Source organism: Marinomonas rhizomae, from assembly GCF_024397855.1.
GTDB classification, from domain to species: domain Bacteria; phylum Pseudomonadota; class Gammaproteobacteria; order Pseudomonadales; family Marinomonadaceae; genus Marinomonas; species Marinomonas rhizomae_A.
The window spans coordinates 3,491,555-3,515,283 of record NZ_CP073343.1 but is presented as its reverse complement, the minus strand read 5'-3'; the positions used below and the strand labels follow the sequence as shown (position 1 = coordinate 3,515,283).

The 23,729-nt window shown below is 42.7% G+C and carries 23 protein-coding genes and 1 tRNA gene; 19 read left to right on the top strand and 5 right to left on the bottom strand.

Annotation, left to right across the window (positions count from 1 at the left end; genetic code table 11):
• Nucleotides 1-4: 4 nt before the first annotated feature.
• The gene (locus tag KDW99_RS16600; protein WP_255826287.1) at nucleotides 5-769 is read right to left on the bottom strand and encodes an ABC transporter ATP-binding protein; all 765 of its coding nucleotides are present in this window, start codon (nucleotides 767-769) and stop codon (nucleotides 5-7) included.
• A 341-nt stretch (nucleotides 770-1,110) separates the two neighbouring features.
• Between KDW99_RS16600 and KDW99_RS16595 the strand changes: the two genes are divergently transcribed.
• Complete coding sequence (locus KDW99_RS16595; RefSeq protein WP_255826286.1) at nucleotides 1,111-2,697, top strand: peptide chain release factor 3; 1,587 nt, start codon at nucleotides 1,111-1,113, stop codon at nucleotides 2,695-2,697.
• A gap of 69 nt (nucleotides 2,698-2,766) precedes the next feature.
• Entirely contained in the window at nucleotides 2,767-3,114 is a 348-nt protein-coding gene (erpA, locus tag KDW99_RS16590; RefSeq protein WP_226753440.1) for an iron-sulfur cluster insertion protein ErpA, read from the top strand.
• A gap of 93 nt (nucleotides 3,115-3,207) precedes the next feature.
• On the opposite strand, the gene KDW99_RS16585 is transcribed toward erpA, so the two are convergent.
• The gene (locus tag KDW99_RS16585; protein ID WP_255826284.1) at nucleotides 3,208-4,050 is read right to left on the bottom strand and encodes a hypothetical protein; all 843 of its coding nucleotides are present in this window, start codon (nucleotides 4,048-4,050) and stop codon (nucleotides 3,208-3,210) included.
• 102 nt (nucleotides 4,051-4,152) lie between these two features.
• Nucleotides 4,153-4,455 (bottom strand): YhbY family RNA-binding protein, encoded by a 303-nt coding sequence (locus KDW99_RS16580; RefSeq protein WP_255826283.1) that lies wholly within the window; start codon nucleotides 4,453-4,455, stop codon nucleotides 4,153-4,155.
• 99 nt (nucleotides 4,456-4,554) lie between these two features.
• Between KDW99_RS16580 and rlmE the strand changes: the two genes are divergently transcribed.
• The 15 genes from rlmE (at nucleotide 4,555) to KDW99_RS16505 (ending at nucleotide 20,430) form a co-directional block, all read left to right on the top strand.
• Nucleotides 4,555-5,175, top strand: a complete 621-nt coding sequence (gene rlmE, locus KDW99_RS16575) for a 23S rRNA (uridine(2552)-2'-O)-methyltransferase RlmE (protein ID WP_255826282.1) — start codon at nucleotides 4,555-4,557, stop codon at nucleotides 5,173-5,175.
• Nucleotides 5,176-5,235: 60 nt separating this feature from the next.
• Nucleotides 5,236-7,218, top strand: coding sequence for an ATP-dependent zinc metalloprotease FtsH (gene ftsH / locus KDW99_RS16570; RefSeq protein WP_255826281.1), 1,983 nt, complete (start codon nucleotides 5,236-5,238; stop codon nucleotides 7,216-7,218).
• A gap of 33 nt (nucleotides 7,219-7,251) precedes the next feature.
• Entirely contained in the window at nucleotides 7,252-8,085 is an 834-nt protein-coding gene (gene folP, locus KDW99_RS16565; protein WP_255826280.1) for a dihydropteroate synthase, read from the top strand.
• Complete coding sequence (gene glmM, locus KDW99_RS16560) at nucleotides 8,085-9,431, top strand: phosphoglucosamine mutase (protein ID WP_255826279.1); 1,347 nt, start codon at nucleotides 8,085-8,087, stop codon at nucleotides 9,429-9,431. The genes folP and glmM overlap by 1 nt, the downstream gene beginning before the upstream one ends.
• Nucleotides 9,432-9,520: 89 nt before the next feature.
• Nucleotides 9,521-10,270: a triose-phosphate isomerase gene (gene tpiA / locus KDW99_RS16555; protein WP_255826278.1), complete on the top strand. Its 750-nt coding sequence runs from the start codon at nucleotides 9,521-9,523 to the stop codon at nucleotides 10,268-10,270.
• A 3-nt stretch (nucleotides 10,271-10,273) separates the two neighbouring features.
• Nucleotides 10,274-10,627 carry a preprotein translocase subunit SecG gene (gene secG, locus KDW99_RS16550; protein WP_255826277.1) on the top strand — a complete coding sequence of 118 codons (354 nt, stop codon included), beginning with the start codon at nucleotides 10,274-10,276 and terminating at the stop codon, nucleotides 10,625-10,627.
• A gap of 51 nt (nucleotides 10,628-10,678) precedes the next feature.
• Nucleotides 10,679-10,764, top strand: a tRNA-Leu gene (locus KDW99_RS16545).
• A 328-nt stretch (nucleotides 10,765-11,092) separates the two neighbouring features.
• Nucleotides 11,093-11,554: a ribosome maturation factor RimP gene (gene rimP / locus KDW99_RS16540; RefSeq protein WP_255826275.1), complete on the top strand. Its 462-nt coding sequence runs from the start codon at nucleotides 11,093-11,095 to the stop codon at nucleotides 11,552-11,554.
• Between the two features lie 28 nt (nucleotides 11,555-11,582).
• Nucleotides 11,583-13,073 (top strand): transcription termination factor NusA, encoded by a 1,491-nt coding sequence (gene nusA, locus KDW99_RS16535; protein ID WP_255826273.1) that lies wholly within the window; start codon nucleotides 11,583-11,585, stop codon nucleotides 13,071-13,073.
• A 26-nt stretch (nucleotides 13,074-13,099) separates the two neighbouring features.
• Nucleotides 13,100-15,673: a translation initiation factor IF-2 gene (gene infB / locus KDW99_RS16530; protein WP_255826271.1), complete on the top strand. Its 2,574-nt coding sequence runs from the start codon at nucleotides 13,100-13,102 to the stop codon at nucleotides 15,671-15,673.
• Between the two features lie 12 nt (nucleotides 15,674-15,685).
• Nucleotides 15,686-16,075, top strand: coding sequence for a 30S ribosome-binding factor RbfA (gene rbfA, locus KDW99_RS16525; RefSeq protein ID WP_012068746.1), 390 nt, complete (start codon nucleotides 15,686-15,688; stop codon nucleotides 16,073-16,075).
• Between the two features lie 9 nt (nucleotides 16,076-16,084).
• A complete protein-coding gene (gene truB, locus KDW99_RS16520; RefSeq protein ID WP_255826267.1) occupies nucleotides 16,085-17,011 on the top strand; it encodes a tRNA pseudouridine(55) synthase TruB in 927 nt (308 codons plus the stop codon).
• A gap of 111 nt (nucleotides 17,012-17,122) precedes the next feature.
• A complete protein-coding gene (gene rpsO / locus KDW99_RS16515) occupies nucleotides 17,123-17,392 on the top strand; it encodes a 30S ribosomal protein S15 (protein ID WP_255826265.1) in 270 nt (89 codons plus the stop codon).
• A gap of 176 nt (nucleotides 17,393-17,568) precedes the next feature.
• On the top strand, nucleotides 17,569-19,677 hold the full coding sequence (gene pnp / locus KDW99_RS16510; RefSeq protein WP_255826263.1) for a polyribonucleotide nucleotidyltransferase: 2,109 nt from the start codon (nucleotides 17,569-17,571) through the stop codon (nucleotides 19,675-19,677).
• Between the two features lie 162 nt (nucleotides 19,678-19,839).
• A complete protein-coding gene (locus KDW99_RS16505) occupies nucleotides 19,840-20,430 on the top strand; it encodes an LPP20 family lipoprotein (protein ID WP_255826261.1) in 591 nt (196 codons plus the stop codon).
• A 53-nt stretch (nucleotides 20,431-20,483) separates the two neighbouring features.
• Here KDW99_RS16505 and KDW99_RS16500 read toward each other — a convergent pair whose 3' ends face one another.
• Nucleotides 20,484-20,894: an acyl-CoA thioesterase gene (locus KDW99_RS16500; protein WP_255826259.1), complete on the bottom strand. Its 411-nt coding sequence runs from the start codon at nucleotides 20,892-20,894 to the stop codon at nucleotides 20,484-20,486.
• On the opposite strand from KDW99_RS16500, the gene KDW99_RS16495 reads away from it, so the two are divergent.
• The gene (locus KDW99_RS16495) at nucleotides 20,893-21,924 is read left to right on the top strand and encodes a DUF3080 family protein (RefSeq protein WP_255826257.1); all 1,032 of its coding nucleotides are present in this window, start codon (nucleotides 20,893-20,895) and stop codon (nucleotides 21,922-21,924) included. The two genes, KDW99_RS16500 and KDW99_RS16495, sit on opposite strands and share 2 nt — an antisense overlap.
• A gap of 10 nt (nucleotides 21,925-21,934) precedes the next feature.
• Here the strand turns inward: KDW99_RS16495 and KDW99_RS16490 are convergent, their stop codons facing one another.
• A complete protein-coding gene (locus KDW99_RS16490) occupies nucleotides 21,935-22,258 on the bottom strand; it encodes a hypothetical protein (protein ID WP_255826255.1) in 324 nt (107 codons plus the stop codon).
• Nucleotides 22,259-22,576: 318 nt separating this feature from the next.
• On the opposite strand from KDW99_RS16490, the gene KDW99_RS16485 reads away from it, so the two are divergent.
• Entirely contained in the window at nucleotides 22,577-23,641 is a 1,065-nt protein-coding gene (locus KDW99_RS16485; RefSeq protein ID WP_255826253.1) for a sensor domain-containing diguanylate cyclase, read from the top strand.
• Nucleotides 23,642-23,729 lie beyond the last annotated feature (88 nt).

Genomic DNA, 23,729 nt, shown 5'->3' with positions numbered 1-23,729 from the left:
CTAATTAATAAGGCATGGCGATAGGATAGCCAGCGGGATGTTCAGAAATATGCATTTTAATACCGTAGATTTTTTGCAGATGATCTTGATTGAAAATACTGTCTACGGAACCCGAAGCAATCATTTCACCACTATGAAGAGCCACTATATGATCGCAAAAGCGTGCCGCCATGTTTATGTCATGGATAACGATAATGACGCCTAAATTGAGTTTTTCACTTAGCTTTTTTATTAGGTTAAGCATGTCAACTTGGTGAGCGATATCGAGTGCCGAAAGAGGCTCGTCAAGAAGTAGATATTGAGTGCGTTGAGCGAGTAGCATAGCTAGCCATAAACGTTGGCGTTCGCCTCCCGATAAGGTATCAACCAGTCTATCTGCATAGTTTGTGGTATCGGTTAGGTCCATTGCCTCGTCAATATATTGTTGATCTTCTTTGTTCAGTCTGCCGAGTAACCCATGCCAAGGGTAGCGACCAAAGCTAACGAGATCTCTTCCAGAAAGGCTGTCTGTAGAAGGTGTTTGTTGAGGCAGGTAAGCCACTTGTTGAGCAAACTTTTTTTGCGACCAAGAAGAAATAGATTGGCTATTCAGTAAAATATTGCCCGCAGTTGGTTTTTGTTGTTGAGCAAGCAATTTTAAAAGGGTGGATTTTCCAGAGCCATTGTGACCTACCAAGGCGTAAATTTTTCCTGGCTCAAATGTCATCGAGAAATTTGTTAATAGTGAACGGTCACCGATACTAAACTGCAGTTCTTTAGACTCTATCATTCTTAAGGCTCTACCATTTTTTAATCGAATATTGACAGTGCTTAACTGAAAAATCATGTCTGAGACTTGTTGATCAATACTCAGGTGGTTAATTATTTTATTGTTATTAGTAGTGGTAATGCAAATCATTTGTAAATACGTCTCTGTATTTGTTTGGTTTGAGAGGTGAAAAATTTGGACGAAATTTTAAATAGTGATTAATTACATAGGCATTGATTGTTTATAACGCTGAGATCAGCGAAAATAGTCGCCAACGAAAACACGATTAACATAACGGGGTTGAGCACAGGCTTTTAGGTCGAGTGTTTTAGAGCCCGCGTATAACCTAAAAGAACACTTTAATGGCAGACCAGAATTTCCTTAATGAAGTAAGCGATAGACGTACATTTGCTATCATATCTCACCCTGATGCGGGTAAAACAACCATTACAGAAAAGCTACTATTGCTCGGTCAGCTTATTCAGACTGCCGGTTCTGTAAAAGGCCGCAAAGGGGATAAGCATGCAACTTCGGACTGGATGGCAATGGAGAAGCAGCGTGGTATTTCGATTACCTCTTCTGTTATGCAGTTTCCATACAAAGATCGTACCGTCAATCTGCTTGATACGCCTGGGCACGAAGACTTCTCCGAAGATACTTACCGCACGTTAACGGCTGTCGATTCTGTGTTGATGATTATCGATGGGGCGAAAGGTGTAGAGGATCGCACGATCAAGTTGATGGACGTCTGTCGTCTTCGAGATACGCCTATTTTAACCTTTATCAATAAGATGGACCGAGATATTCGTGATCCGATTGATTTGTTGGATGAAGTGGAAGACGTGCTGAAAATTGCAGCAGCACCGATAACATGGCCTATAGGCATGAGTGATTTCTTTAAAGGGGTTTATAACCTTTATACCGATACTATTCATGTATTTGTTCGCGGGCGTGGTCATACCTTGATGGACGATATTCGCATCGAAGGGCTGGAGTCTGATGAAGCAAAAGAGTTGCTTGGTGATGATTGGGCGGCTTACATGGATGAGATTGAGCTTGTTCGTGGTGCGAGCCATGAATTTGACCATGATGCGTATTTGGCGGGTGAATTAACGCCTGTATTCTTTGGTACGGCGTTGTCCAACTTTGGTGTTCGTGAAATGCTAGATGGTTTTGTTAAGTGGGCCCCTGCACCGATTGACCGCGAAACAAATTCTCGTAAAGTAGAAGCGAAAGAAGAGAAGTTCTCCGGCTTTATTTTTAAAATACAGGCTAACATGGATCCGAAACACCGTGACCGTATTGCGTTTATGCGAGTGTGTTCAGGGACCTATAGCCGCGGCATGAAAATGCGCCATTGTCGTATCGGTAAAGATATCAAAGTGACGGATGCCGTATCTTTTACTGCCGGTGATCGTGAAGGTGTTGATGAGGCGTTTTCTGGCGATATCATTGGTTTGCATAACCATGGCACAATTCAAATAGGTGATACCTTTACTGAAGGTGAGGATTTGAAGTTCACTGGTATTCCTCACTTTGCTCCAGAATTGTTTCGTAGAGTACGTTTGAAAGATCCGATGAAAATGAAAGCATTGCAGAAAGGGTTGCAGCAGCTTTCTGAGGAAGGTTCCACTCAGCTATTTATGCCACAGCGTAATAATGAACTGATTGTTGGTGCTGTGGGTCAGTTGCAATATGAAGTGGTTGCTTATCGTTTAAAAGACGAATACAAGGTTGAGTGCATCTACGAGCCAGTTAACGTTAATACTGCTCGATGGGTTGAATGTGATGATGCTAAGAAGTTTGAAGAATTTAAAAACAAGTGCCGTGATAATTTAGCGATTGATGGTGGTGGTCATTTAACCTATTTGGCGCCAACACGAGTAAATCTAATGATGGCGGAAGAGAAATGGCCTCAGGTGCGCTTCCGTTCAACTCGTGAGCATTGATCTATACTTGACTAAATTACTCGGATAAGCGGATAATTCATTTATTGAAATGGTTTTAGTGGTATTGAGATGAGCATGGTTGAATCGATTGATCCTATCGAGTTTACAGACGCAGCAGCGGCAAAGTTGCAATCTTTGATTGAAGAAGAAGAGAATGATCGACTCATGTTGCGAGTTTATGTGACAGGTGGCGGTTGCTCTGGCTTTCAGTATGGCTTCACATTTGATGAAGAGCATCAAGAAGACGATACCGAAGTGCAGCGTAATGGAGTGACTTTAGTTGTTGATCCGTTAAGTTTCCAATATCTTGTTGGATCTGAAGTGGACTATAAAGAAAATTTAGAGGGTTCGCGCTTTGTTGTGCAAAACCCTAATGCCACATCGACCTGTGGTTGTGGTGCGAGTTTTAGTATTTAGTTTTCTTTCTAAGCACTTTGTTTGGCTTAGCCGATAAAATGAACCCTTCGTGCGAATCGTATGAAGGGTTTTTTATTGTCTAAATATTGTGCCTTAAGCCTTGGTATAAAGATTGTGTGCTTGCCGGGCTCTTTCTTCTGCGCTAATTGGGTTTCCTTCAATTGGCTTGTAGTGACCGACAAATAGCAGGCCAATTTGTTTGTCTCCTAAGACAACAGGCGTTAGTGTGTTGTTTTTAGATCTCCAAATGCGCAAACCGAAAAATTGAAGGGGAAATGTATTTTCTCCCATGATTTTGCTTTGGTTTGTGTGAACGTAGAGAGGGGATAACTGATCCGGCTCACCGTCTTGATCAAGTAAAATATGGTGGTGAGTGACCTGTTGTTCTAAAAATTCAGGTGGGTAAGGAGTGCGCAAAACTGGAAGCCAACTTTCTTTCGGGAAGGTGTGGAATAGGCTTGGCACTTCTGGGGAGCCGCTATTTGGAGATAATAAGAGTGTCATATCTATGGGGATGCCGTAAGAAGGCTTCACCGGGATATGAAATATAAGCTGCTTTGCTGGTGGGCGCTGTAATGTCTCTGGAGCAACATATTCCACTGATTTTTCGTTTTTTTCTTTTGTTGTGGGCGGGACTTGTAGAAAAAGTGTCCAATCTTTCGTATCTAATTCGAGCTCCTCAGGGGAGTGAATGTGCATGTTGCTTTTTATAATATGACTGAGAACGTGCTCTATAAGGTTGGCAAAAACGCTTGCTGATGCCGTGAGTTGAGATTTTGCTTGGCTATCTAGATGTATTTCCTTTACCTGATGGGCTGCAGAACTTAAGTCGACAGAATCTTGATTGCTGATTATAGGGCGATATTTGGCTCTAGAGATCAACTTTCTCTCGTTTGTCTGAGTGCTGGCTCTATTGAGCGCCTCTATAAATAGCATGGTACGACTCCTTTGTTAGCTGTCAAAGGTATCGGCCGTAAGTTTGAAGAGTTTAGAGATAGTCTAATTTTTACACAAAATAGACTATCTCTAAGCCATATCTTAACGAAGTAAGTTTGAAAGCTTTGGGTTTGGCTTTAAAGCGGCACGATAGAAAAGTGCTACTTTGCCAATGGTTTGTACCGTTTCAGACTTCATTATCTTATTAATTTCTTCAATTAATGCGGAGCGAACTTCGCGGTCAGCAATGCTGATACGTATTTTAATCAGTTCGTGATCTTCAAGAGCGCGATCTATTTCAGTTAGAACAGTCTCTGTTAAACCGTTGCCCGCAATCATAACCACAGGGTTAAGAGCGTGGCCGATTAGACGATATTGCTTTTTTTGGGCGTTTGTAAGACTCATAGTAAAAATTTCTCATATTAGTTGACCCTCTTTATTGGAGGCTTAAGAGGTTAAGCGATATTATAGCGGAATATTGACTGATTTAGGTATGATGAAAACGTGGCAAGATCAAAAAGTAGTAATAATTGGATGAAGGAACATTTTGACGATCCGTATGTCAAAAAATCCCAACAAGATGGCTATCGCTCTCGAGCGAGTTATAAGCTGATAGAAATTAATGACAAGGATAAGTTGTTTAAGCCCGCGATGCGTGTTGTTGATCTTGGTGCCGCTCCTGGGGGGTGGTCTCAAGTGGCGGCAAAGCTAGTGGGTGATAACGGGACAATAGTTGCTTCTGATATTTTGGAAATGTCTCCTTTGCCGGGTGTGAGTTTTGTTCAGGGAGATTTTACTGAACAAGAAGTATACGAAGCAATTTTGGCTGAAATTGGAGATCAAAAAGCAGATCTTGTAATTTCGGATATGGCCCCCAATATGAGTGGTAACAGTTCTTCTGATCAGCCACAAGCTATGTATCTTGTAGAACTTGCCTTGGATATGGCGGCTCAAGTGTTGCGTCCAGGTGGTAATTTTCTGGTGAAAGTGTTCCAGGGAGAGGGGTTTGAAGAATACCTCAAGACTATGCGGGCTCAATTTGAATCTGTAGTAACGCGTAAACCAGATGCGTCGCGAGCAAGAAGTCGCGAAGTTTACTTATTAGGAAGACAATATAAAGGTTAATAGGGTATGTTCTGGTATGATTGCCAGAGACATTTAAAATAACCTTTAAGAGGTGTGCTCTTGAACGATATGATGAAAAATATACTGTTGTGGTTGGTTATAGCGGCTGTACTACTAACTGTGTTTAATAACTTTAATACGACACCTGACACGAATCGAATTTCGTATTCTGAATTTGTGAAAGAAGTCCAAGATGGCCGTATAGCAAAAGTGGTTGTTGATGGTTATACCATTAGCGGTAGCCGAACTAGCGGCGATACCTTTGATACAGTTCGTCCTGCGGCAGCTGATCCAAAGATTATGGATGATTTGCTGAGTAATAATGTGGTTGTTGAGGGGCGTATGCCTGAGCAGCAAAGCATTTGGACACAACTGTTAGTGGCTAGTTTTCCTATTCTTCTCATTCTTGCTATTTTCATGTTTTTCATGCGCCAAATGCAAGGTGGTGGCGGTGGTAAAGGTGGTCCAATGTCTTTTGGTAAGTCCAAAGCGCGCCTTTTACCTGAAGATCAGATTAAAACGACCTTTGCAGATGTTGCTGGTTGTGATGAAGCAAAAGAAGACACTTCAGAATTGGTGGATTTTCTTCGCGAACCAAGTAAGTTTCAGCGTCTTGGCGGTAAAATTCCACGCGGTATTTTGATGTGCGGGCCTCCAGGTACGGGTAAAACCTTGCTAGCAAAAGCCATTGCTGGTGAAGCAAAAGTGCCTTTCTTTACAATTTCAGGTTCTGATTTCGTTGAAATGTTCGTTGGTGTTGGTGCATCTCGTGTACGTGACATGTTTGAGCAGGCGAAAAAGCACGCGCCATGCATCATCTTTATCGATGAGATTGATGCTGTGGGTCGTAACCGTGGTTCCGGTATGGGCGGTGGTAATGATGAGCGTGAGCAGACATTAAACCAGCTATTGGTTGAAATGGATGGTTTTGAAGGTAACGAAGGTATTATCGTTATTGCTGCGACTAACCGTCCAGATGTATTGGATCCAGCTTTGCTTCGTCCTGGTCGTTTTGATAGACAAGTCCAAGTTGGCTTGCCTGACATTCGTGGTCGTGAGCAGATTCTTAAAGTGCATTTGCGTAAAGTGCCTTGCGATGATGATGTTGAACCAAAAAATATTGCTCGCGGTACGCCAGGTTTTTCTGGTGCTGATTTGGCGAACTTGGTAAACGAAGCAGCGCTGTTTGCAGCTCGCTCTAATCGTCGTTTGGTTAACATGGAGCAGCTTGAGCTTGCAAAAGACAAGATTCTCATGGGCGCTGAGCGCAAAACCATGGTGATGAGTGATAAAGAAAAGCTCAATACTGCATACCACGAGGCAGGTCATACTATTATCGGCTATTTGATGCCAGAGCATGATCCAGTATATAAAGTGTCTATTATTCCTCGTGGCCGTGCGCTTGGTGTCACCATGTATTTACCTGAAGAAGATAAATACAGTGTTAGTAAGCGTGGCCTTGAAAGCCAGGTATGTAGTTTGTACGGCGGTCGTATCGCTGAAGAGATGATTCATGGTTTTGATGGTGTTTCCACTGGTGCTTCCAATGATATTGAGCGTGCGACCAGTATTGCTCGTAACATGGTTACTAAATGGGGTTTGTCTGAAAAGCTAGGTCCATTTGCTTACGAAGAAGATGACAATTCTGGTGGTTATATCTCTGGGCCAACAGGCAGCAAGGCAAATTACTTCTCTCCTGAGACGGGTAAAATTATTGATGCCGAAGTTCAGGATATTATTAGTCGCTGTTATGCTAAAGCTACACAGATTCTAGAGGAAAATCGCTCTAAGCTTGATGTGATGTCGGAAGCCTTGATGCAATATGAAACGATTGACTCTAAGCAAATCAAAGAGATTATGGATGGCAAAAAGCCTTCTGCGCCTGAGGGTTGGTCTGATCCTGGTTCTAAAGGCGATGATGTGGGCAAGGTAAGTGACGAGGTTGATGCTCCATCTGGGGTGGGGGCTTCTGAAAATGAGAGTGAGTCAGAGGATCTCGATTCTAATTCGGGTCAGGCTTCACCTAAGCCAACAGGTGAATAATCTCAAATTATTAACTACTGATATGGTTTTTTAATGTCGTTAATACCTTTTGGGGACAAGTCGCTAGACTTGTCCCTTCCTCATGTTATGGGGATACTAAATGTTACGCCGGATTCTTTTTCTGATGGTGGCGCTTTTAATTCTTTAGATGCGGCATTGCGCCAGTCTGAAAGGATGATTCAGGAAGGTGCTAGCATTATTGATGTTGGCGGAGAATCGACTCGTCCTGGAGCTGCGCCCGTTTCTACTCAGCAGGAGTTGGATCGTGTCTTGCCTATTGTTGAGGCTATAAAAAAACGCTTTGACATCGTTGTGTCTGTAGATACTAGTACGAAAGAGGTGATTCGAGGTGCAGCTCATTTGGGTATGGGGTTGATAAATGATGTTAGGGCACTTGAACGTGAAGGCGCTTTGCAGGCGGCGGCTGAAGCTGAGTTGCCTATTTGCCTGATGCATATGAAAGGTATGCCACAGACGATGCAGGATCGACCGGATTATGTGTCGGTGGTGGATGATGTGGTTAGTTACTTGATGTCTAGGGTTGAAGAGTGTGAGTTGGTGGGTATTCCTCGATCTCGCCTTATTTTGGATCCTGGTATCGGATTTGGAAAAACGCTGGCTCATAATTTGTCATTGCTTAAGCATACTGAGGTATTTACCGGTATGGGGTTTGACGTTCTTATCGGTCTTTCGAGAAAGACTATGATAGGAGAGGCTTTGGGTTTACCAGTTGAAGAGCGTTTGTATGGCACTATGGGAGCAAATGCTTCTGCTTATTCAAAAGGTGCCCGTATTTTTAGAGTTCATGATGTTAAGCCGCATGTTGAAATGCTGGCGTTGATGTCTCGTATTGAGAGAGAAATTTAATGCGTAAATATTTTGGTACAGATGGAATTCGTGGAAAAGTCGGTACGACGCCAATTACGCCAGAGTTTATGCTGAAGCTTGGTTGGGCTGCTGGTCAAGTTTTTAAAGAAAACGATAAAAAAATCCTGATAGGCAAGGATACTCGTATTTCTGGTTATATGTTTGAGTCTGCCCTTGAGTCTGGCATTGTTGCTGCGGGTGCTGACGTGCGTTTGGTTGGTCCTATGCCAACACCTGCAATCGCGTATCTTACTCGAACTTTTCGGGCGAGTGCGGGCATTGTTATCAGTGCGTCTCATAATCCTTATACAGATAATGGGATTAAATTCTTCTCTGCAGAGGGTGGTAAAATTTCTGATGAGATAGAAGAGCGAATTGAGTATTTTCTAGAGCAGCCGATGGTGGTTGTTGAGTCTAGTCTTATTGGTCGTGCTAAGCGGATTGATGATGCAGCTGGGCGCTACATAGAATATTGTAAAGGTACATTTCCTATTGGTTTGCAGTTAAGCGGATTGAAAATCGTTGTAGACTGTGCTGACGGTGCGACTTATCACGTTGCTCCTAGAGTTTTCTCCGAGCTGGGGGCAGAAGTTATTTCGATTGGTGCAAACCCTGATGGTTTGAATATCAATGAGTTTAGCGGTGCGACTAAGCCTGAATTGTTATGTAAGAATGTTTTGGCCGAAGAAGCTGATCTTGGTATTGCTCTAGATGGTGATGGGGATCGGTTAATACTGGTTGATCGTCACGGTGTGGTGCGTGATGGTGATGATATTCTGTATATTATTGCTAATCATCTGATGCGCACTGGGCGTTTTAGTGGTGGTGTCGTTGGTACTTTGATGAGTAACTTTGGCTTGGAGTTAGCTTTCTCAGAAACGGGGATTGGCTTTAGTCGTGCCGCGGTCGGAGATCGTTATGTGAACGAAAAGCTTATGCAGCATGGTTGGGTGTTGGGTGGCGAGCCATCAGGGCATATTGTTTGTCGCTCAATTACTACCACAGGTGACGGTATTATTGCGGCACTTCAAGTATTGCGGGCTATGGTTGAAGAAGGTAAGGCTCTTGATGAGCTTTTAGTTGGCTTGGTGAAGTTTCCGCAAAAACTAAAAAATATCCGTGTTGCTAAGCGTTTTGTTCCAAATGAAGAGCCAGCTTTGCAAAAAGCGATTGCTATCGCAAATGAGCGTTTGAACGGCCTTGGCAGGGTTTTGCTTCGAGCGTCCGGTACAGAACCTTTGATTAGGGTAATGGTTGAAGGTCGAGATAGTGATACCGTAGACGAGCTTGTTGAATATTTGGTTGAAGAGGTTAACTCTGTTGTTTCTTCTAAAACGGATGCATAAAACGAATTTTATGTGTTGAGTGATAATAAATACTTGAAACCATAGCGCCCATTCCATAGAATGGGCGCCTCGAATTTAGGGGTTAGAATATGATTCGTCAGAAAATAGTAGCTGGTAACTGGAAAATGAATGGCTCTAAAGAGTCTATTGTTTCACTGATTAACGGCCTGCTTGAGATGGATGATTCTAACTCTGAAGTGGTTGTTGCTCCATCTTTTCCCTATTTGTCACAAGTTAACGATTTAACATCTGACAGTAGTATCGTTTTAGCTGCGCAGAATGTGAGTCAAGAAGTGAAAGGCGCTTATACAGGAGAGGTCTCCACTTCGATGTTAGGTGACTTTGGGGTTAAGTATGTATTGCTTGGTCATTCAGAGAGACGTTCTCTCTATGGCGAAACAAATGAGCTTGTCGCTTCTAAAGTAAATGCGGTTTTGGAATTTGGTTTGACTCCCATGTTGTGTATCGGTGAAACATTGGCTGAACGTGAGTCAAACAAAACCCTAGAAGTCTGCGAGCAGCAGCTTCAGGCTGTTATTGATGTTGTTGGTATTGACTCATTTGAGCATATGGTTATTGCTTATGAGCCAGTATGGGCAATAGGAACTGGTTTGTCTGCAAGTGCAGAGCAGGCGCAAGACGTTCATAAAGCTATTCGGGCCTTTTTGGCCAAAACATCGGAGTCTGTTTCTCAAAAGGTACAGATTTTGTATGGTGGAAGTGTTAAGGCATCAACCAGCTCGGCTTTGTTTCAAATGCCTGATGTAGATGGTGCTCTTGTTGGTGGTGCATCTCTTGATGCAGAAGAATTTATCGCGATTGTAAAAACAGCAGGTTAATTAATGGAAGCACTAATTTTAGTTTTGCATGTACTGGCGGCGGTTCTGATTATCGCGTTGGTTTTGTTGCAGCAAGGAAAAGGTGCGGACGCTGGCGCCTCTTTTGGTGGTGGTGCGTCCCAGACGGTATTTGGTAGTCAAGGTGGTGGTAGTTTCTTCGGAAAAATGACTGCTGTATTTGCTTTGGTATTCTTTTTGACTAGTTTCGGATTGGCTTATTTTGCCAGCGAACAAGCGAAAAGTGTTTCAGGTGCGCTTGATTTTGTTCCTTCAGCTCCTCAGGTTGATGAAACGGTAGGTTTGCCAGAATTGGGTGATAAGAAGAAGACATCATCTGATCTACCTGTAACTGAATAATATTTGGTTGTATTTGTTATAAAGTGTTTGTGTTAATGATTAAGTGAACTTGCGGATGTGGCGGAATTGGTAGACGCGCCACCTTGAGGGGGTGGTGAGCTATGCTCGTGGGGGTTCGAGTCCCCCCATCCGCACCAATCTTGAATTGATGTCGTGTTTTGTGTATGATGTCGAGATATTGATGCAGGGCAATCTGGTTTGTCGAGATTTGAGTCTCTTTTTTAAGATATTCTTCTCATGGTTTTCCTAGTTTAGGTATCCGCACCAGTTTGTTCTTAGTGTTTAGTGTCAGGATTGACGACCTTCCTTAGGAAGGATGCTCTCTCAGTTTTATTTGAGCAGAGTGCTGAGAACCCCTATATGGGGTTTTTTGTTATCTGTACTGTGACTGTTAATAAATGGAAATGGGCCTAGAGCCCGTTTTTTGTTTCTGCGTTTTACAAAATTGGTTTTCGGAGAAAACGATTGTCAGCAAAATATACGATTTTAGAAGAACTTATTCGACCAGTCGTTGAGGGTTTAGGGTTTGAGTTTTGGGGTATGGAATACTTATCTTTAGGTAAGGATTCTGTGCTTCGTATTTACATTGAAACGGATGATGAAAAAGGGATTGATGTAGAAGATTGCGCCCGTGTTAGCCGTCAAGCTAGTTCTATTCTAGATGTTGAGGACCCAATTACAGGGGAGTACAACCTAGAAGTATCGTCACCAGGTTTAGATCGGCCTTTATTCAGTTTGGCTCAGTATCAGGCTTATATCGGTTCTATTGTTTCTTTGCGTTTACGTGTGCCTTTCGATGGGCGTCGCAAATTTAAAGGGCAACTAATGGGGATCGAAAGCGAAGATATTGTTATTCGCGTAGATCAAGAAGAATACTTATTGCCTATTGATTTGATCGATAAGGCAAATGTTGTTCCACAATTTTAAAAATTAACCTTGAAGAGAGGCTAAAAGGATGAGCAAAGAAATTCTTTTGGTAGTAGAAGCCGTTTCCAACGAGAAAGATGTTCCGAAACAAGTTATTTTCGAAGCCGTTGAGATTGCTTTAGCTAGTGCTGCCAAACGCCGTTTTGAAGAAGATGCATTAATTCGTGTCTCTATTGATCAGCGTACAGGTGATTATAAAACTTACCGTCAATGGCATATTGTTGCAGATGAAGATTATTCTGCTCCAGCATTTGAGTTAACAATTGATGATTCTGAAGAACAAAATCTTGGCGTGCCTATCGGCGAGATTTACGAAGAAGAAGTTGAGTCTGAAGTTTTCGGCCGTATTGCTGCTCAAACAGCAAAACAAGTTATCGTACAAAAAGTACGCGAAGCTGAGCGTGCTAAAATGGTCGCTTTGTATTCTGAGAAAGTCGGCAGGCTGGTTCATGGTCAAGTTAAAAAAGTGACTCGTGATAGCTTGATCATTGATCTTGGCGAAAATGCGGAAGCGTCATTGCCAAAAGATCAATTGATTGCCCGTGAAAGCTTCAGAATGAATGATCGCATTCGTGCTTTGTTGCTTGAAATTCGCGATGACAGCCGTGGCGCTCAGTTGATTCTTTCCCGTAATGATCCAGCATTCATGATTGAGCTATTCCGTCTTGAAGTGCCAGAGATTTCTGAAGAAGTTATTGAAATTCGTGGTGCTGCTCGTGATCCAGGTTTACGTGCAAAAATTGCCGTAAAAACAAACGATCGCCGTATTGATCCAATTGGTGCTTGTGTTGGAATGCGTGGAGCACGAGTTCAAGCAGTTTCAAATGAAATGAATGGTGAGCGTGTTGATATCGTACTTTGGGATGATAATCCTGCTCAGTTAGTAATCAATGCAATGGCGCCAGCAGAAGTGGATTCGATTGTTATTGATGAAGACGCACATTCTATGGATGTGGCTGTTAAGAGTGATAATTTAGCGCAAGCTATTGGCCGAAATGGTCAAAACGTTCGTTTGGCGTCTACTTTGACTGGTTGGTCTTTGAATGTAATGACCAGCGAAGATGCAGAAGCTAAACAGCAAGAAGAATCGCAAAAGCTGATTGATATCTTCGTTACTGGATTAGATATCGATGATGATTTGGCGATCCAGATGGTTGATGAGGGATTCACTTCTTTAGAAGAAGTCGCTTATATCCCAATGGAAGAAATGTTAGACATCGATGGATTTGATGAAGATTTAGTAAACGAGCTACGTTCACGTGCAAAAGAGGCCTTGCTGAATCAAGCGCTCCAGGCTGAAGAGCAATTAGATGGTGCCAAACCTGCTGCCGACTTATTGGCGATGGATGGAATGGATAATCACCTTGCTTTGGTTCTTGCTTCTATGGGTGTTATCACTATGGAAGACTTGGCTGAACAATCGGTTGATGAATTGCTTGACGTTGAAGGTATGACTGAAGAGCGTGCAGGTCGTCTTATTCTGACTGCTCGCGCACCTTGGTTTACTGAATCTGAATAAAATCTGAGTACATAAGGGGGAACTTAATGACAGTTCAAACCGTAAAGATACTATCCGAGCTGGTAAATACACCAGTCGATAAGCTACTAGCTCAGATGAAAGACGCTGGCCTACCTCAAACGAGTGCAAGCCAAGAAGTCTCTGAAGTTGAAAAGCAAACGCTATTGAATTATTTAAAGCGTCAACATGGTGAAGAGGGCGAGAATAGCCAGCGAATTACTTTGCAGCGCAAGACAACAAGTACCTTGTCTCGTGGTGATGGCGGAAAAGCTGTCAATGTTGCTGTTAAGAAAAAGCGCACCTATGTTAAGCGTGATGATGTAGATGAAGAAGCTCAGAAGCAGGAAGAGTTGGCAAAACGTCTTGCAGAAGAGCAAGAGCGTTTAGCAGAAGAGAAAGCGCGTCTTGAGTTAGAGCGTAAGCAAGAAGAAGAGAAGGCGGCCAAAGCGAAGGCTGAAGCCGAAGAAAAAGCGCGTCAAGAAGCAGCGGTGAAAACCGTCGTAGCGGATGCTGGCGCGGTCAATGATACGGAGCAGAATGTTTCCGATACAGGAGCGGCAGAACCCGTGGAATCACCGAAGCAGCCTAAAGCAGCGAAAAAAGTGTCTCAACCAGCAATGGATAGTAAAAAGCCTACTGTTGCTCCTAAGGGCAAAAAAGGCCCAGTTAGACACGATAATGACAAAGATAAAGACAAACCTCGTGGTCGCGTGAATCCAGACAATAAGCGTACTTCACGTGTAAATGTGAATGACGAAGATGAATTTACTCGTCGTGGTAAATTAGGTCGTAAGAATAAGAAGCCATCTAAACAAGAGCATGGTTTCCAAAAACCGACGGCGAAAATGATCCACGAAGTGGCATTGCCAGAAAGCATCACGGTTGCTGACCTTGCTGAAAGAATGGCTGTGAAAGGCGCTGAAGTTATAAAAATCATGTTTAAAATGGGCGCGATGGCGACTATTAACCAAACAATTGATCGTGATACAGCAACCTTAGTTGTTGAAGAAATGGGTCATACAGTTAAGTTTATCGACGAGAATGCAGTCGAGAATGACATGATCGAAGCGATTGACTACGAAGGTGAATCGATTAAACGCGCACCTGTAGTCACTGTAATGGGTCACGTTGACCATGGTAAAACATCATTACTTGATTACATTCGTACTACTCGTGTTGCTGCGGGTGAGTCAGGTGGTATCACTCAGCACATTGGTGCTTATCATGTTGAAACACCTCATGGCATGGTTAGTTTCTTGGATACGCCTGGACACGCCGCGTTTACGTCTATGCGTGCTCGTGGTGCTAAAGCTACGGATATCGTTATCCTGGTTTGTGCTGCTGATGACGGTGTGATGCCGCAAACAATTGAAGCTATTCAGCACGCACGTGCTGGTAATGTTCCAATGGTTGTTGCCATCACCAAGATTGATAAAGAAGGTGCAGATATAGATCGTGTTAAAAACGAACTAGTTGCGCAAGAAGTTGTGCCGGAAGAATGGGGCGGTGACGTTCAGTTTGTTGGTGTTTCTGCCAAATCTGGTGAAGGTATCGAAGAGCTACTAGAAGCGATTCTTTTGCAATCAGAAGTGCTTGAGCTTACCGCTGTGCCTAGTGCTCCTGGTAAAGGTGTTGTGGTTGAGGCTCGTCTTGATCGTGGTCGCGGTTCTGTTGCAACCTTGCTTGTTCAAAATGGTACCTTGAAAAAAGGTGACATTGTGTTGGCCGGTCTGCAAATGGGTCGTGTACGTGCTTTGTTAGATGAAACAGGTAAGGCAATTAACTCTGCTGGTCCTTCTATTCCTGTTGAGATTCTTGGTCTTGATGGAACGCCTGAAGCGGGTGAAGAATTTATCGTTGTTGCTGATGAGCGTAAAGCTCGTGAAGTAGCAAACTTCCGCCAAGGTAAGTACCGCGAAGTGCGCTTTGCTCGTCAACATTCTGCTAAATTGGAGAATTTATTCTCTGAAATGGGCAAAGACGAAGTTCGTACATTGAATGTAGTTCTTAAGGCAGACGTTCGTGGCTCTCTTGAAGCATTGATCAAGTCTCTGACTGATCTGAACACTGACGAAGTAAAAGTGAATGTCGTCTCTAGCGGCGTTGGTGGTATCACTGAAACGGATGCGACTTTGGCTTTGGCTTCTGATGCCGTGATTTTTGGTTTCAATGTGCGTGCCGACAACTCTGCTAAGCAGTTTATTGAGCGTGAAAGCATCGATCTTCGTTACTACAGTATTATCTACAACATTATCGATGATGTTAAATCTGCATTGTCTGGCATGTTGTCTCCAGATCTTCGTGAGGATATCAAAGGTACTGCAGAAGTACGTGATGTGTTCCGTTCACCTAAGTTTGGTTTGATTGCCGGCTGTATGGTTATCGAAGGTACGGTTTACCGTAACAAGCAAATTCGTGTATTGCGTGATGATGTTGTTATTTACGAAGGTGAACTTGAGTCTCTTCGTCGTTTCAAAGATGCGGTTAATGACGTTAGCCGTGGTATGGAATGTGGTATCGGCGTGAAGAACTACAACGATGTGAAAGTAGGCGATAAGATCGAGGTTTTTGAAACCGTCGAAGTAGCGCGTACGCTTTAATAGGGCAAGATCATGGCAGGCGAATTTAGTCGTACTAGTCGGATTGGTGACCAGCTCCAAAAGGAGCTGGCGTCCTTGATCCAGTTTGAAGTAAAAGATCCGCGTTTAGGATTAGTTACTGTCAACGAAGTGCGTGTAGCAAAAGATTTAGGCTATGCGGATATTTATTACACCGTATTGGGTAAAGATGACCAGCCAGAAGTATTGGCTGAGAACCAGGCTGCACTTGATAGTGCAAAAGGGTTCTTGCGTCGTCGTTTAGCACAAGAAGTAAAACTTCGTGTTATGCCGCATTTGCGTTTTCATTATGACCAGAGTGTTGTAAATGGTTCACGCATGTCCGCTCTGATTGATGAAGCAATTCGTGATGATGAGACAAAAAACGGTAACGAAGACGAGTAATAATTTCGTATGGTTAAAGCAAAATGGCGTTCAGTGGACGGTATCGTTCTACTGAACAAGCCGATAGGTTTGAGTTCGAACCAAGCGTTGCAGCGTGTCCGTCGCCTTTATCAGGCAGCAAAAGCTGGGCATACTGGGGCGCTTGACCCTTTGGCAACAGGAATGTTGCCATTGTGTCTCGGAGAAGCAACGAAATTTTCTCAATATTTATTAGATGCAAATAAGCGCTACTTAACCTGCATCCAGTTGGGAAAAAGAACCACAACCGGTGATCGTGAAGGTGAGGTCTTAACTGAAGACTTAATTCCAGCACTTTCAGATGAGTCTCTAGAAGGCATTCTAGACGGATTTCGTGGTGACATTGAGCAAATTCCTCCCATGTATTCTGCGTTAAAACACGAAGGTAAACCTTTGTATGAATATGCTCGTCAGGGCATCGTTATAGAAAGGAAGCGCCGTCGCGTGACTATTTCAAATCTAACCCTTGTTTCAAGAACGGAAGATACACTGACGCTTGATATTCAGTGTTCTAAAGGTACTTATATTCGAACCATTGGTGAGGATATTGGTGAGGCGTTAGGTTGTGGTGCGCATCTTCACTCATTGCATCGAATTTCGACGGCAGGATATCTGCCGGAAAATATGATGACGTTAGAAGAGTTTGAAGCCATTGCAGAGCAGGGTTATGAGGCATTAGATTCTCATTTGATCTCTATGGATACCGCGGTGGAGCATTTCGCTAAGGTAGATTTACCTGAGATAGATACAAAGGATATGATGTTTGGTCGAACCATTCCGAGCCCTGTTTCATTAGAGCATGAAACCGTGGTGAGAATGTACGATCAGGGAGCACAGCGTTTCTTGGGGCTCGGGCAAATTAAAGGTGCGTTTATTCGACCTTATCGATTGGTAAATACTAGCGAGTTCTCTTTATAAATAGCAGTGAGTTCTGCTAAAAAGAGTGTTAAACTTGCCAGCTTAGGATGACTGAAAATATGCTCGGCTATCCTTTACTTTTAATAGCATATTAATTTGGAGATTAAGATTATGGCATTGTCTGCAGAATCAAAAGCAGCGTTGGTAAAAGAGTTTCAAGTAGCGGAAGGTGACACTGGTTCTCCTGAAGTTCAAGTAGCATTGTTGACTAAGAACATTGAAGGTCTTCAAGGTCACTTTAAAGCTCATATCCACGACCATCATTCTCGTCGCGGTCTAATCCGTATGGTAAACCAGCGTCGTAAGTTGTTGGATTACCTTAAGCGTAAAGATGCAACTCGCTACACTAGTTTGATCAAAAAACTAGGTCTGCGTCGCTAAGACTGAGAAAGGGCCATAAGTGATTATGGCCCTTTTTTTATTGGTCTCCCAAGGGACAGCCTGTACTTCATATGCACTTTTCTTTTCTTTGATGAAAAAGTAAAAAGAGTCCATATGAGTACTGGCTTAAAAAGAGGTCTTTGGGAGAAGAATTTTTTTTAATAAAAGGAATACGTGTGAGTATTACTACTAAAACTTTTCAGTTCGGTAACGATACCGTAACGCTAGAAACAGGCCGCATTGCTCGTCAAGCAACAGGTGCTGTTCTTTGTACAATTGGTGATGCACAAGTACTTGCTACTGTTGTGGGTGCTAAATCAGCGAAACCTGGTCAAGACTTCTTCCCATTATCTGTTCATTATCAAGAGCGTGCTTACGCTGTTGGTAAAATTCCAGGTGGTTTCCTAAAACGTGAAGGCCGTCCTTCTGAAAAAGAAACGTTAACTTCTCGTTTGATCGACCGTCCAATTCGTCCATTGTTCCCTAAGGGATTCATGAACGAAGTTCAGGTTGTTTGTACAGTAATGTCTACTAACACTAATTTAGACGCTGATATTGCGGCTATGTTAGCAACATCTGCAGCATTGACTATTTCTGGTATCCCATTCAATGGTCCTATCGGTGCAGCTCGTGTTGGTTTTAACGACGAGTCTGGTTACGTTCTTAACCCAAGCTATTCTGATCTAGATGGTTCTTTGCTAGACATGGTTGTAGCGGGTACGAAAGACGCAGTATTGATGGTTGAGTCTGAAGCGCAAGAGCTTACAGAAGACGAAATGCTAGGTGCTGTTCTTTATGCTCATAAAGAAATGCAATCAGCTATCTCTGCTATTACTGAATTCGCAGCTGAGTGCGCTAAGCCTCGCTGGGATTGGGTTGCTGATACAGCAAACGTTTCTTTGACTGATGCACTTCAGTCTGGTTACGCAGCTCAAATCGAAGAAGCATACGGCATCAGTGAAAAAATGGCTCGTTACGCTCAACTAGGTGTTGTTCGTAATGCTGCTGTTGCGGCGCTTGTTACTGAAGAAGGCGAGTTCTCTGAAGCAGATGTTACAGGTGCTTTCTCCAAACTTGAAAAACGCATAGTTCGTCGTCGTGTTATCGATGGCAAACCTCGTATTGATGGTCGTGACAACAAAACTGTTCGTCCAATTGACGTAGAAGTGGGTTTGCTAAGCAAAACTCATGGTTCTGCTTTGTTTACACGTGGTGAGACTCAGGCGATTGCAACTTGTACTCTAGGTACTAGCCGTGACTCACAAATGACTGATGGTTTGACGGGCGAAAGCAAAGACAGCTTCATGCTTCATTATAACTTCCCTCCTTACTCTGTAGGAGAGTGTGGTCGTATGGGTGGTGTTGGTCGTCGTGAAATTGGTCACGGTCGTCTAGCTCGTCGTGGTGTTCAAGCGGTATTGCCTTCTGAAGATGAATTCCCATACACAATTCGTATCGTGTCAGAGATCACTGAATCTAACGGTTCAAGCTCTATGGCGTCTGTTTGTGGTGCGTCTTTGTCTATGATGGATGCGGGTGTTCCTCTGAAAGCACCAGTTGCGGGTATCGCAATGGGTCTTATCAAAGAAGACGACGGCTTTGCTGTATTGACTGATATCTTGGGTGATGAAGATCATCTTGGCGATATGGACTTTAAAGTAGCGGGTACAGCAGAAGGTATCACTGCGCTTCAAATGGACATCAAAATCGAAGGTATCAACGAAGAAATTATGGACATCGCCTTGAGCCAAGCGCTTGAAGCTCGTACGCATATCCTTCGTGAAATGGCGAAAGTTATTGGTTACGCTCGTCCAGAAGTTTCTCCAAATGCGCCTTCTATGGCAACGATCAAAATTGATCCTGAAAAAATCCGTGATGTTATCGGTAAAGGCGGCGCAACAATCCGTTCTATTACTGAGCAGACGGGCGCTTCTATCGATCTAGATGACGATGGTACTGTTCGTATCTACGCTGCAGACAAAGCGGCTTCTGATGCTGCCTTGCTTAAGATTCATGAAATCACTGCAGAAGCAGAAGTGGATAAACTTTACAAAGGTAAAGTTGTTCGCCTAGCTGAGTTTGGTGCATTCGTAAATATCTTGCCGGGTAAAGACGGTTTGGTTCACATCTCTCAAATTGCTGAAGAACGTATTCGTGCGGTAACCGACTTCCTTTCAGAAGGCCAAGAAGTTATCGTTAAAGTACTAGATGTTGATGCTCGTGGTCGTATCAAGCTTTCTATGAAAGATGTAACTGAAGAAGAAAAAGCAGCTTACACTGAGTAATTACTAGTGTAAATTGATGTAAAAGGGCGCTATTTATAGCGCCTTTTTTTGTTTTTAATAGTCTGAATGGACTAAAATAACAATCATGTTTTTAATGTTTAAGTTATATTTTGCCACTATTTATCTCTTAGTAATTCAGAATCTTAGATAAAGGAAAAAGTCATGACGATGAAAGTTGTAGGTTTATTGGCTGCTAGTATGCTTTTGGCTGCTTGTAGTAAAGATGTGGTGAATACGCCAGTTGCTGTTGTTCCTGATTGTGTTTTTGCGGATGGCTCAAACCAGCCAGCTCCTGATTGGGTGTGTGGTGCTCCTGTTGATGGTGTGGCTTTGTCTGCCGTAGGGTATAGCGAAAAATCAGCGGCTGGACCTAATTACATGAAGCAAATGGCTTCGACGGCGGCGCGTGTTGAGTTGGCACAAGTGCTTAGTGTTGATTTGCAAAATATGGTTAAGCAGTATGTCGAGACAACGGGCGCTGGCGATGCTGAAACCGTTGACCGTGTAAATAGTGTGGTAACAAAGCAAGTAACTGAGCAAAAGCTGATTGGTTCAAAGGTGGTTCGTCAGATGCCTACGCCTAGCGGTGGTTTGGTTGTTTTGGTAGGTCTAGATCCGGATCAAGCCGGAAAAGTAGCGCAAGATATTTTGCGTACTTCTATGAAAAATGAAGCCGCTTTATTTCAAAAATTAGAAGCTGAAAAAAGCTTTGATGAATTGGCTGCAGAAATAGCTAAGCGTCACGCTCAGTGATTTCGAGTGATGAGTAGTACTTAATGCGAAGTGCTACTCATTACAATCTCTTCTTAAATATTCGTTTCTTCATCAAAGATCGGGGTAGGTTTCTTATTGATATCCACTGCGACGAAGTTGAAGTGTCCGGTTACTGCTTTTGTGCGTTTATCACTATCCAACTGTTCTAGATAAATCGACACTTCTACTTTCAATGATGTTCTGCCAACATGAACCACACGAGCAATTAATTCGACTAAAATACCCGAAGGTATAGGTTGTTTGAAGTCGACTTGCTCTGTTGATATGGTCACCATGGTTTTTCTGGCAAAGCGAGTTGCGGCGATGTAGGCAACTTCGTCCATCCACTGCAAAGCAATGCCGCCGAATAGCGTGTCATAATGGTTGGTTGTAGCGGGAAAGACCATCTTTGCGACGCGTGTTTCTGAAATTTCTTCTCGTTTTTGGATAAGTAGCTTGTTCATGTTAAAAAAACCTTTTCTTTCAGTGATTCTATTAGGCGGCATTATACTCGCTGGAGTAGCGGGTTGTGACACGCGTTTTAAAGCAGAAGATGTTTTGTCTGAATATGTAACGGATTTAAATCGTTCGCAATTTGTCTCGCTATCTTCTCCAGCAATGGCTATGCCAATTAGTTTACCTGCCTCTCGTGATCGTCAACAAAGTTTGACCCAATTTGATATTGGTTTATTGGATTTTTTGTCTTTGCAACAGTGTGATGTGGGCATTGTTGCAGGAAGAAAGAACAGTATTCTCGGTAAAGTTATGCCCGACAGTCAGCGCTTTTTATATGAGTTGGACATTATTCGTGCCATTGAGTCGTGTGATATTAATAATGAGTCCTTGTCTAAAGAGCTGAATCAAATAGCACAAAAAAAACGTCTTGAGTTACCCAAGGCGTTTGGTAATGCGCTTTTTAACGGTGCAGAGAGTGAGGCTTTTTTTGGCTTATCCAATGGCTATCTTCCATTAAATTATTCGACGGCCGAGCAGCAAGCATTATTAGATGCTTTAAATCGACTGCTTGATATTGGCGAAAATCTTGCCGATTTGCCACTGATAGACGCGAATGTTTTTGAAGGTGATTTAAAAGTATTAATGGACAGCGAATACGCTGGACGATTGTTGTATTCCCTAGCTCGTATTGCCAGTTATTTGAACCTTGTTGCCAACAAAGTAAGTGCATTGGATGGCGATATTTGTGGTGCTCCAATAACGTACCTTAAGCAACAATTTCAGGCGCATTATGTAGAGGTTATCCAGCCTTATATGGGGCGGATCAATCGTGGAGCTTATCAGGTCTTGCCACTAATGAACCGTTTGTTTGAGATCAGTGAGCCATTGAGTCGTGGTATGAGTGATTTTTCTCATCAATTTTCTTTGTCGGAGTCTGATGGTGTATGGCAGCGTTATCAGCAGGCGTCTCAGTTGCATGCTAAGCAGTGGAGTACTTTGTTTACGAGATGCTCTGTTTCTATTGGAGGAAAGTCTTAGTAGAAAATATTCAGATGCGAGTGTTGATTTGCTGTTCTAGGCTTTCAACAGCATCGTATTGATACGCTGGACCTGGCGCTAAAGGCTCGAAGCTTAACGCTTTTAGTAAGGCGATATTTGCAATCGGATTTTCTCCAATGCTGTGTGAAAATTGCATTGGTCGTGTAATGGCGTGTGGCTGATGAAAGCTTAGTTCATCAGGTGTGTCTATGACAGATGGCCCTGGTTGATTGAATAGGCTCATTAATAAAGCAAAATGCGCATTGCCAGAAACCGGATTGCCCGCTTTACTGCTTTGGGTTACCTGTGTCTCAACAATTTCTCTTATATTCATTAATGTGCCTATTAAATTATCTTCGATAACGCTATCGGCACAAAATGGTTTTTCTTAAAGAAAACAGGTAATTAATTGAACGTGCTCTTTCTAAACTGGTTGCAGTTCTTCAGACTCCATCATTTTGAATGGTATGGAGAGTAAGAGTATTTTAATTGTTATTTTTTGTATGTCAGGCTATCAATTTTTGTTCAACGTATAGCCCAAAGTGTGTAAGCATCGTACTATAATGCATTATAGATCAATTATTTTTCAGGATTTGGCGCTTCTATTAAGAAAAATGAGCCGCTTACACACCAGTGCGGTGAGGCATAATGAATGCATGATATTAACGAACTGATCGACAATGTTAGACGCAATGAAGAGATCGCTCGTAAATTTTTTGAGATAGAGCGCTGCATTCTTTCGATTGGTCGTTGTGATCAGTTCGTTTCTACATTAACTAAAGAAGTACAGAAGCAGTTCAGTGTTCCCTATGTTTGGGTAAACCTAATAAACGAAGCTCCTTTATCTCATTTAATAGAAAGTCTAGAAAAAATGCCAGATCTGCGTGATCGGGTACTTTTTACAAGACGCCGCTCTATGATAGATATCATCAAATCCAGTAATAAAACGGTTTTGGTGAACACTAATTTAAGTCAGTGTTGGGAAATTATCCCCGCGGTTTATCGCGACATTATTTCTTCGGTCGCTATTTCTCCTTTAACAATTGACGGTGAGCTAGTTGGCTTATTTTGTCAGGCGGACTCCGACAGTACGCGTTATGATGCCGCGACAAAAGACACCTTCCTACTGGATCAATTAGCGATAAAAATTTCTATTTGTTTGAGTAACGTGACGGCAAGAGAGAAGCTAGAATACTTGGCAACGCGCGACCCTTTGACTGGCTTGCTTAATCGTCGACAGTTGGAGCTGATGTTGGACCGAGAGTTTGCTCGATCTAAAATGCAGGAGCGCGACCTAACCGTTGTATTTATTGATTGTGATGCATTTAAGTCTATCAATGACACACTAGGTCATAATTGTGGTGACGAAGTATTGGAGTATATAGCGAAGCGATTGCTCAAATACGTTCACAAACAAGGCTTGGCCTTTCGGTTCGCTGGTGATGAATTTGTTTTCGTTATGCCAGGTAAAAACTATGAGCAAGCCATTTTAGTAGCGGAATCTATCCAAGAATATCTGCAATCTAATCCATTAAGGTATAAATCTAACCTTGTACCGATTACTATTAGTTACGGTGGTGCCAGCGTCATGTCTGATTCGCCTAGTAACTATAAGCATTTGCTGAAAGTGGCAGATGAGCGCCTCTATGATTATAAAAATAACCGTAAAAGATTGGTGCCAACGAAAGTCTTTAAGTTTTTAAATAGGCTGAGATGATTTTGTAATTTTATTACATTATGAGGCTTATTTTTTCAAGGCTGCGGTATTTTTCACCTCAATTTTGTTGTAAAATTTCAAAAAAATT

Excerpts from the sequence above, each read along its gene's own strand:
- KDW99_RS16600 (WP_255826287.1), bottom strand. The coding sequence starts at position 769 with ATGATAGAGTCTAAAGAACTGCAGTTTAGTATCGGTGACCGTTCACTA.
- KDW99_RS16595 (WP_255826286.1), top strand. The coding sequence starts at position 1,111 with ATGGCAGACCAGAATTTCCTTAATGAAGTAAGCGATAGACGTACATTT.
- erpA (WP_226753440.1), top strand. The coding sequence starts at position 2,767 with ATGAGCATGGTTGAATCGATTGATCCTATCGAGTTTACAGACGCAGCA.
- KDW99_RS16585 (WP_255826284.1), bottom strand. The coding sequence starts at position 4,050 with ATGCTATTTATAGAGGCGCTCAATAGAGCCAGCACTCAGACAAACGAG.
- KDW99_RS16580 (WP_255826283.1), bottom strand. The coding sequence starts at position 4,455 with ATGAGTCTTACAAACGCCCAAAAAAAGCAATATCGTCTAATCGGCCAC.
- folP (WP_255826280.1), top strand. The coding sequence starts at position 7,252 with ATGTCGTTAATACCTTTTGGGGACAAGTCGCTAGACTTGTCCCTTCCT.
- glmM (WP_255826279.1), top strand. The coding sequence starts at position 8,085 with ATGCGTAAATATTTTGGTACAGATGGAATTCGTGGAAAAGTCGGTACG.
- tpiA (WP_255826278.1), top strand. The coding sequence starts at position 9,521 with ATGATTCGTCAGAAAATAGTAGCTGGTAACTGGAAAATGAATGGCTCT.
- secG (WP_255826277.1), top strand. The coding sequence starts at position 10,274 with ATGGAAGCACTAATTTTAGTTTTGCATGTACTGGCGGCGGTTCTGATT.
- nusA (WP_255826273.1), top strand. The coding sequence starts at position 11,583 with ATGAGCAAAGAAATTCTTTTGGTAGTAGAAGCCGTTTCCAACGAGAAA.
- infB (WP_255826271.1), top strand. The coding sequence starts at position 13,100 with ATGACAGTTCAAACCGTAAAGATACTATCCGAGCTGGTAAATACACCA.
- rbfA (WP_012068746.1), top strand. The coding sequence starts at position 15,686 with ATGGCAGGCGAATTTAGTCGTACTAGTCGGATTGGTGACCAGCTCCAA.
- truB (WP_255826267.1), top strand. The coding sequence starts at position 16,085 with ATGGTTAAAGCAAAATGGCGTTCAGTGGACGGTATCGTTCTACTGAAC.
- rpsO (WP_255826265.1), top strand. The coding sequence starts at position 17,123 with ATGGCATTGTCTGCAGAATCAAAAGCAGCGTTGGTAAAAGAGTTTCAA.
- KDW99_RS16505 (WP_255826261.1), top strand. The coding sequence starts at position 19,840 with ATGACGATGAAAGTTGTAGGTTTATTGGCTGCTAGTATGCTTTTGGCT.
- KDW99_RS16495 (WP_255826257.1), top strand. The coding sequence starts at position 20,893 with ATGTTAAAAAAACCTTTTCTTTCAGTGATTCTATTAGGCGGCATTATA.
- KDW99_RS16500 (WP_255826259.1), bottom strand. The coding sequence starts at position 20,894 with ATGAACAAGCTACTTATCCAAAAACGAGAAGAAATTTCAGAAACACGC.
- KDW99_RS16490 (WP_255826255.1), bottom strand. The coding sequence starts at position 22,258 with ATGAATATAAGAGAAATTGTTGAGACACAGGTAACCCAAAGCAGTAAA.
- KDW99_RS16485 (WP_255826253.1), top strand. The coding sequence starts at position 22,577 with ATGCATGATATTAACGAACTGATCGACAATGTTAGACGCAATGAAGAG.